At 67.3% G+C, this 7214-nt stretch carries 7 protein-coding genes; all 7 read right to left on the bottom strand.

Annotated features, from left to right (window positions below):
- Positions 1 to 29: 29 nt before the first annotated feature.
- Positions 30 to 530 carry a hypothetical protein gene (locus M2283_RS50490; RefSeq protein WP_280883389.1) on the bottom strand — a complete coding sequence of 167 codons (501 nt, stop codon included), beginning with the start codon at positions 528 to 530 and terminating at the stop codon, positions 30 to 32.
- On the bottom strand, positions 527 to 943 hold the full coding sequence (locus tag M2283_RS50495; protein WP_280883390.1) for a hypothetical protein: 417 nt from the start codon (positions 941 to 943) through the stop codon (positions 527 to 529). Before M2283_RS50495 ends, M2283_RS50490 begins: the two co-directional genes overlap by 4 nt.
- Complete coding sequence (locus M2283_RS50500) at positions 943 to 1254, bottom strand: PadR family transcriptional regulator (RefSeq protein ID WP_280883396.1); 312 nt, start codon at positions 1252 to 1254, stop codon at positions 943 to 945. The genes M2283_RS50495 and M2283_RS50500 overlap by 1 nt, the downstream gene beginning before the upstream one ends.
- Positions 1255 to 1406: 152 nt before the next feature.
- Positions 1407 to 3581 (bottom strand): NACHT domain-containing protein, encoded by a 2175-nt coding sequence (locus M2283_RS50505; RefSeq protein WP_280883391.1) that lies wholly within the window; start codon positions 3579 to 3581, stop codon positions 1407 to 1409.
- 218 nt (positions 3582 to 3799) lie between these two features.
- Positions 3800 to 5044, bottom strand: coding sequence for a hypothetical protein (locus tag M2283_RS50510; protein WP_280883392.1), 1245 nt, complete (start codon positions 5042 to 5044; stop codon positions 3800 to 3802).
- A 698-nt stretch (positions 5045 to 5742) separates the two neighbouring features.
- Complete coding sequence (locus tag M2283_RS50515; RefSeq protein WP_280883393.1) at positions 5743 to 6267, bottom strand: hypothetical protein; 525 nt, start codon at positions 6265 to 6267, stop codon at positions 5743 to 5745.
- A 261-nt stretch (positions 6268 to 6528) separates the two neighbouring features.
- Positions 6529 to 7107 carry an HAD domain-containing protein gene (locus M2283_RS50520; protein WP_280883394.1) on the bottom strand — a complete coding sequence of 193 codons (579 nt, stop codon included), beginning with the start codon at positions 7105 to 7107 and terminating at the stop codon, positions 6529 to 6531.
- Between the last annotated feature and the right edge of the window lie 107 nt (positions 7108 to 7214).

Raw genomic sequence — 7214 nt, forward strand, 5'->3', positions numbered from 1 at the left:
GGCAGCGCCAGGCAGCCGGCGGAACTCGTTCACCGGGATCCTCCCTGCGCGCCCATGCGCCGACGGGCCGCCCGGCGTTCGAAAATCCGCGTCAGGCGGGCCAGGCCGACCCGGATCAACACCACCCACAGCACAACGAAGGCGAACATCAAACGGTCATCGCGTGCCAGCGCCGCGACCGCCCACAAGGTGGGCCGCCCGAGCTGTCCTGCGCCTGCCAGACCTGCGAGCAGGCCCACTGCCGTCGCTCCCATCACCAGCGTCTTGGCGCGGCGGCTGGCCTGCTCCTCGTAGGCGCTTCGCGGCTTGCCGTAGATCCGGCGCAGCCGCACGACGCTCAGGGCGTGCCCGGCGCAGTAGGCGGTGACGCGCCCGGCGCTCCTCAGCCGACCCTGACCACCACGGGCGCCCCGCACGGGCTGGAGTTCTGCACACCACTCTGCGTAGTTCTCCTCGCGCACACCGGCCGGCAGGGCACGGCACAGGCATCTGAGCGCAAGGCAGGCCAGGCGCAGGGAGCGGGCGTTCATCCGCTGCTCCCGGAGCCGTCGTTGCGCTTGGCTCTGCGAGGCCGGAGCGCGATCACTCCCATCAGTGAGAGCAGTCCGATCGCGTACGTGCTGATGTCACCGACGAGACCCTGCGCGTCGGTCGAGAGCGCGGAGATCAGCGCGGCGCCCATCAAAGGCGTAGCCCGGAGCATCTCGGCGGGATCCTCGCCGGGCGGAGGTGTCAGGGACTGTGCGGTGTGTCGCTGTCCGTGACAGTAGGCGAGAACGCGCGTTGCGGCCCGCCATCGGGGCAGCGCTTCGTCGTCCCAGATCGCGGGAAGTTCGGCCGACCACTCCGTGAAGCAGTCCTTCGCCTCCTGGGCAGGGAGCTGGTGGCAGATCTGGCGCAGGATGAACTCTCCGGCACGCAGCGCCCAGGGGGCACGGCCCATCAGAGGGTTCCCTGTGCGGGACGGGTCGCACCGGCGCCGCCTTTGCTGCGGCGCTGGGCCAGTTCCGCGAGTTCCAGGCGTGCCCAGCGCACGCCTTCGGCGGACAACTGGTAGTAGCGGCGCGGCCTTTGGCCTTCCTCGGCCGGTGTTTCCCAGTGCGCATCGACCAGTCCGCCTTCTTTCAGGCGGGCCAGCAGCGGGTACAGGGTGCCGCTTTGCAGGGCCGTCGCCTTCATGAGGTCGTAGCCGTACCGGGCGGCTGCGGGGTCCTCGAGGAAGGCCCGCAGTACACGTTCAAGCGTCCGGGTCATCTTCACGACACTAAATCTACACATGTAGAAATCAGGCGTCTGCCATTTCCGGCTGTCGGGTCCCGTTTGAAGCGGTGCGGATGAACCGCTTGGAGATACTCGACCTCAATTTGCCGCAATGGCGGCCCGGATCAGGCCCGAAGAGCGGACGGTCAACGGTCGTGGTGGGTGAACCAGTTCTGGGTTCGGGCGACATCTCGCAGGTAGGCGGCCTCGGCGTGCTGGGCGGAGCGTTCGGCTGCACCGATGGCGGCCATGAGCCACTCGATGGGGTAGTCGAACGGGGCGTCGAGGATGGCTGCGACGGTATCGGGGGCGTGATTGAGGACGCTGCTGCGGACGACGAGGGCCGGTGTGAAGGGGTCCTTCGCGTTCGGGCCGTAGGCCTTCAGTCCCTCCAGCAGACGCGGTGAGGGAGTTTGGGCCATGCGTTCGCTCAGTGCACGCAGCGCAGGCCAGGCAGCCTTGCCGTAGCGCGCCATGGTGGTCAGCGTCGGCTCGTCCAGGGCGGCGAGCCGGCGGCTGCGGATGTGATGGGTGAGGAGGTTGACAGTGGCCAGGCTCCGGTCGGCTGCGGTGTCCAGGACGGTTTCCGGCAACGGCCGTGTGGCGAGCATGGCGCCGAGGCGGCTGGAGCTGACACGCAGTGCGGACAGTGTCCCGTCAGGGAGTCTGCTGACGGCGTCGTCCACGTGTTCAAGGTGCTTGAGGAGCGTGTCGGGGGTGGCGGTGCTGATGAGTGCCAGCACCCAGACCGCGCGCGACTGCGGGTCGGGGTAGGCGGTGAAGGTGTGTGTCCACCAGCTGGAATCCCCGCGGTTACGACGAGTCTCTTGCAGCAGGCGTCCATAGTCGGGGTGAGGGCCGAAGCATTCGGAGTCCCGGCTGAGGTCTCCTCCGGTCAGGAACTTCTTGGGATCGGAGGCGGCTCCGATGACGGCGATCTCTGCCGCCAGCCAGCATGGTCCGAACAGTTCACCGACGGCGCGGGCGGTATTGCCCCACAGTGAGGTTGTGCCGGCCTGCCCTGCGGTGTTCTTTGACTTCTCCTGCAGGAGGGTGAGGCGGGGGTCTCGTTCACGAAGGCGGCGGAACGCAGCGTTCCGGTGACGCTGGGGACCCCCGGTCTTTCGCCAGCCCGCTGCGTCCGTCTCTTCCAGCGTCTTGCCTATGAAGTACTGAGGGCGCAGAACGTGCAGTACGTCTCCTGCATATCCGGGGCAGGTATGGGTGACGTCGCTGGCGTGGCCGTCAAGGACCGCGCGAAGGAGGGCGTGTTCTGCCGGGGAGCCGGGGTCCGCCACGGCTCCGGCGGCAAGGGCTGCCGCGACGGTGGCAGGAGTGAACAGGGCGAGACGGCCCACGACCGTGGGGCCTGCACGGTAGAGGCTCTGGGCGGGAACTGCGATGTTCAGCCAGGTGAGTTCGCTGTCGGTGCCGGCTGCCGTCAGCATGTTCGGCCGCCACCATGCGTCGAACTGGGCGGGTTCGTCCAGCTTGAATGCGAGTCGGATGCGTTCGGCGGTTGCCCGGGAGGCGGGTTGCTTGGCGACGAGCGCTCTCAGCTCGGCCGCCAGGTGGTGTCCGCCGCGGTCGCCGGCGAGCTCGGGGAGGTCGTGGCTGTGGTGGATGAGGCGGACGCTCAAGTCGTCGAGAAAGAGTTTCGCGGCCCGGTTCTGCGAGGGCTTGCGGCCGGTGAACACTCCGTCGGCCAGGAGGTTCCATGCGGCCGTCCTGACCTGGCTGGGGTGGGTGCGGGCGTCGCGTTCCTCCTCCAGCGTCTCGGCCATGCCACCGAGTTCGTTGGGGTTGGCGAATCCGGCGTAGAAGCGCAGGGTGTTGAGCCAGTACCCGCGGCGGACCATGTTGCGCAGTACGTCGCCGGTGTCGAACCCCCGCTGGTCGGCGCCCGCGTACTCGTAGAGGTAGCGGGCGGCGAAGTACTCGCGCAGCGGTTGTACGTCGAACTCGAAGGTTCCCTGCACCTTGCTCGTCAGGGCCCAGACCCGGTCGGTGACGGCGGTGAACAAGTCGTTGAACATCGACTGGTCCTTCTCGACGTCGAAGAGGTAGTTCATGATGGCTCTGAGTAGCTCGCGGGTGGGCATCTGGCCGTTGCCGTTCTCCGCCTCGGCGCGTGCCTGCAGATGCCAGCCCAGGAACGCTGTGACTTCCTCCAGGTCGGCACGGTGTTCGTGGACGGTCGCCGTCTTCTCCGCTTCCCTGTCGAGGAAGGTCTCCATGTAGGAGGTATAGAGCGCGGTGCGGTTGTTGGGCACGGAGTTGGCACGTCGTTGCATCAGGAACAGCAGGATCGTCAGCTGCATGGGGTTGTCGGCCAGCTGGGCGATGTGGGGCTCTGCGGAGCGCTGCTTGAAAGTACGTTCCAGCTCGGTCAGTTCGGGACCTGAAATGCCTCGGGCGCGGGCCCATTTGTGCAGGTAGGTGTTACGCAGTTCGGGACTGAGGCGGGTGAGCGTGATGGTTTCGAACAGAGCCTCGGACGGTTCGGCGAGTTCTGCCGCGTTGGGTCGGGTAGTGACGATCAGCTGGGCGTTGAGGGCGGTGCGCAGCCGGGACGTGAAGCTGTCGATCTCGCCGACGACGCGTTTGCGGGTGCTGGGCTGGCGACTTCGTCGAGTCCGTCGAGGACCACCAGGACGGGCAGCCGCCGCAGGAGGTCGTGCACCGTGGTGGTGTCGGCGGGCAGGCCCCCGCTGTGGGCTGTGAGGAACGCGGCGAGGAAGCGCTCGAGCTGTCCGTCGTGGCGCAGGCGTTTCTTGGCCGGTGCCATCTCGTCGGCGAAGGGGTCCTGGCCTGCCAGCCAGGCCGCGTAGTCGTGCAGGTCGACACGCAGTGCGATGCGGGGGTCGGCCGGCTGCTCGTGTACGGCCGGGTGGGTGGCAGGGGCGTCGGCTTCGTTGAGGTAGGCCTCGCGGTGACGCTGGCACAGGTACTGGCTCAGGGTGGATTTGCCCTGGCCGGGTTCGCCGCGGACCAGGGTGTAGGGGCGGTCGGCTCGTAGGAGGTAGCGTGCGGCACCGGAAAGATCGGCGGGGTCCTGGCCGAGTTCCAGTTGCACGGGCAGGGGGCGGCGCAGGTTGCTCGGCTCGGCGACACGGGTGGCTCCGACGTCGACGAACAGATCATCGAGGTTGTGGGTGGTCAGTTCGACCTGCTTGAACTTGACCTTGGAATCTTCTCCCCACTGCGTGGCGATCACATTCATCAGCAGTGTCCGCAGCCCCTGGTCCTGGGCTGCTGTCTGGGCACCGTGAATGAAGTACCGCACCAGATCATGGCCGGCCAGCATGTCGGAGTAGGCCCACTTCAGCTCGGTGGGCGCGGCATCCACGCGCGCGTCGACATCCGAGCGCCACCACACCTGCATGGGGATGCTGAAGTCGCGCTCGTATCGGGCGAGTTCGGCGTCCAGGCGGTCCATGCTCCCCCGGCCCGGAACGGCTGTGCCGGCGACCGAGGTGATGAGCACGTACCGCGTTGCACCACCTTTCACCAGCCGGCGGATGTTGTCCGCCTCCTCCTTCACCGCCGCGCTGAGCCAGGACACCGGGTCCTGGGCGGGCTTGCTGGTCCACTTCACCTGATAAACGACGGCTTCGGCACCGTCGGTGAGGGTCATGTCCCGGCCGCCGTCGGAATGCCCGACCGGGTAGCAGCGGATGTCGGGGTGGACGTGGGCGAGGAGGGCCGCGCACAGGCGCTGGAAGTGCTTCTCCGTCAGCCGCTCGTAGAGGTAGTTGCCCTGCCCCGTACTGGCGTCCCTCACGCTGCTCCCCCGGCTCGGATTCCCGTGCATGTACAGAAAACACCAGCCTAGACGGCCCCTGTGACAGTCATCCATGCGAACTCCGCCGTGAGGTACGGTCGTTGCTTGAGCCAGCCGCAGCCCTGCTGAGGCTGATCACATCTCACCGTGCCCACCGTTCGGGCCATGGACTACGCCGATGTCACAGCGGAATCACCGTCCGTGCTCTTCGATGCGCCGCGACCTCTTCTCGGCTTTGACGCCCTCCCCTGCCCGAGGGCAGGAGGTTGCGGTCCGTACCGCTACGCGGTATTACCTGGGGCTCCTGCTTCGCTGGCCCCTGCGGGTCTCCGGGGAGATTCAGTCTTACAGGAGCCCTCGCAGGCGTCACTTTCCGCCCGTCCGACGGTACGGCCCGTCAACTCCGTTGTCGGGCAAGGAGATTGCGGTCATGGGACTGCGGCCCTCGGGGCCGCTACCGGCAGGATGCCCTTCACCTCCCCCGAAGGGCAGAGCAGGGGGCACGAGTTCGGTAGCGGACTCGCTGAGGTGGCGACCGGTGCGGCGTCTTGGGACCTGCATGCCGTGAAGTATGTGAGGCCTGGCTGAACCGCCTCAGGCATGTCTCCTCGACGGGCCACGCACCGATCCGGCCGCGGGCCGCTGACGAGCGCCCTTGGTCCCCGCGTGTGCAAGGCCGGATAGCCGAGCAGTTGCCCTCACCATGGGCCAGTAGACGAGTCCGGAGCCCGGAGGTCAACAGCCTCTTTGAACAGGCCCAGGAGAGTCTCAGCGGTCAGCGATTCGGTGGTCTTGCTCCAGACGTGGAGCGCGGAATGGAGCATGAAGTACCGCTGCTGAGGATCGAAGAAGTCGCCGTACGCTAGCCCGTGGGTTCGCCCGTAGGGCCCGTAGGCGTACTTCTCAGGCCGTACCATGCCGCTGCGGAACTTGTAGATCTGCCACTCCAGGCGGTCGCCCACCTGCTCATAGACGACGTTGGCCGAGTTCAGTTCCGTGCCGTAGCTCGGGTTGGTGATCATGACGCAGCCCGCTATGACCATCGTGTCGTCCGGGACCGGCTCGCTGGTCCTCGCGCCTTCCCACAGGTCGAGCCGGAGCCTGACTCCCCCAGCCATCAGGCTGAAGCCCGGCACCCCCGCGGAGGAACGTCCACCAGTTGCGCGCTCTTCGAGGGCGGCGTCTGGTTCAACGGCCCGCAGGTCGCTGAGCGCGTCATTCATGACCTCTCGCAGGTCCGCCGTGGCCTGGGTGGCCTGCTGGCGGCGTGCGTCCTCGGCAGCCCGGATGAGCGAGCGCTCGGACGCAGCGCGGGCCTGTTCGGCAGCGTGGGCTCCCAGGCCACGCGCGATGGCCTCTTGGACGGGATCACGGGCTACGAGTGACCGACGGCGCGCGCCGTGAACCGGAGAGCATCAGACACACAATCCGCCCCGCCGAGGCAGCAACGCTCGCCAGCGTTGACCAGGGCATCAGCCCCCGTGCTAGGCGGCTTTGGCTTGACTCGCCGGGCATGAGGCGTTGGCCCGACTGCTGGGCACCCGTACGGCCCGGGCCAGGACCTCGACCAGGTGATCGGCCAGTAGGCCGATACGGGGATCAGGCTGGATCAGGGTGGTCGTCTGGCCCTGGGCAGTGCGTTTGGCGGCCCATTCGTGGTCGAGGTTGGTGAAGTCGTCGTCGATCCAGATGGTTGGCGAGTGGTTGAGCCAGGTATCGACGTAGTCGCGTTTCCAGAGGTAGCCGTTGGGGTGGCTGGTGGTGATCTGCGGGCGTGGGAGGTCGACGTATGGCAAAGACGGGAGGCCGAGAAGAGGGCCGATGATCATGGTGGCGTCTTGGCGCCAACTGGTGCACCAGACGGGGGTGACCAAGCCAGTTCGGATCACGTGCATGAGCAGGGGGCCGTGAGCGGGGTTGAGCCAGATGGTCGCGGGGGCGTCGGGTGCACGGCCTGTCGGGACGACATCGTGGCGTGCGTGGGTGGCCGGGGTAGTCCCATCGGCCTGGGGGAAGGGGATGAGGACGCCGTCGACGTCAAGGAGCAGGTAAGGCGGGCGCATCGGTTTCTCCTAAGAGCCTGTTCCTGAGCCTGACATGCCAACGCGACTGGCCTCCTTGTCCCACGCGGTTATTGGACCGCCGTCGGGTCGCGGGCCGGCATGCTTCC

The organism is Streptomyces pseudovenezuelae, assembly GCF_029892565.1.
Lineage (GTDB): Bacteria > Actinomycetota > Actinomycetes > Streptomycetales > Streptomycetaceae > Streptomyces > Streptomyces pseudovenezuelae_A.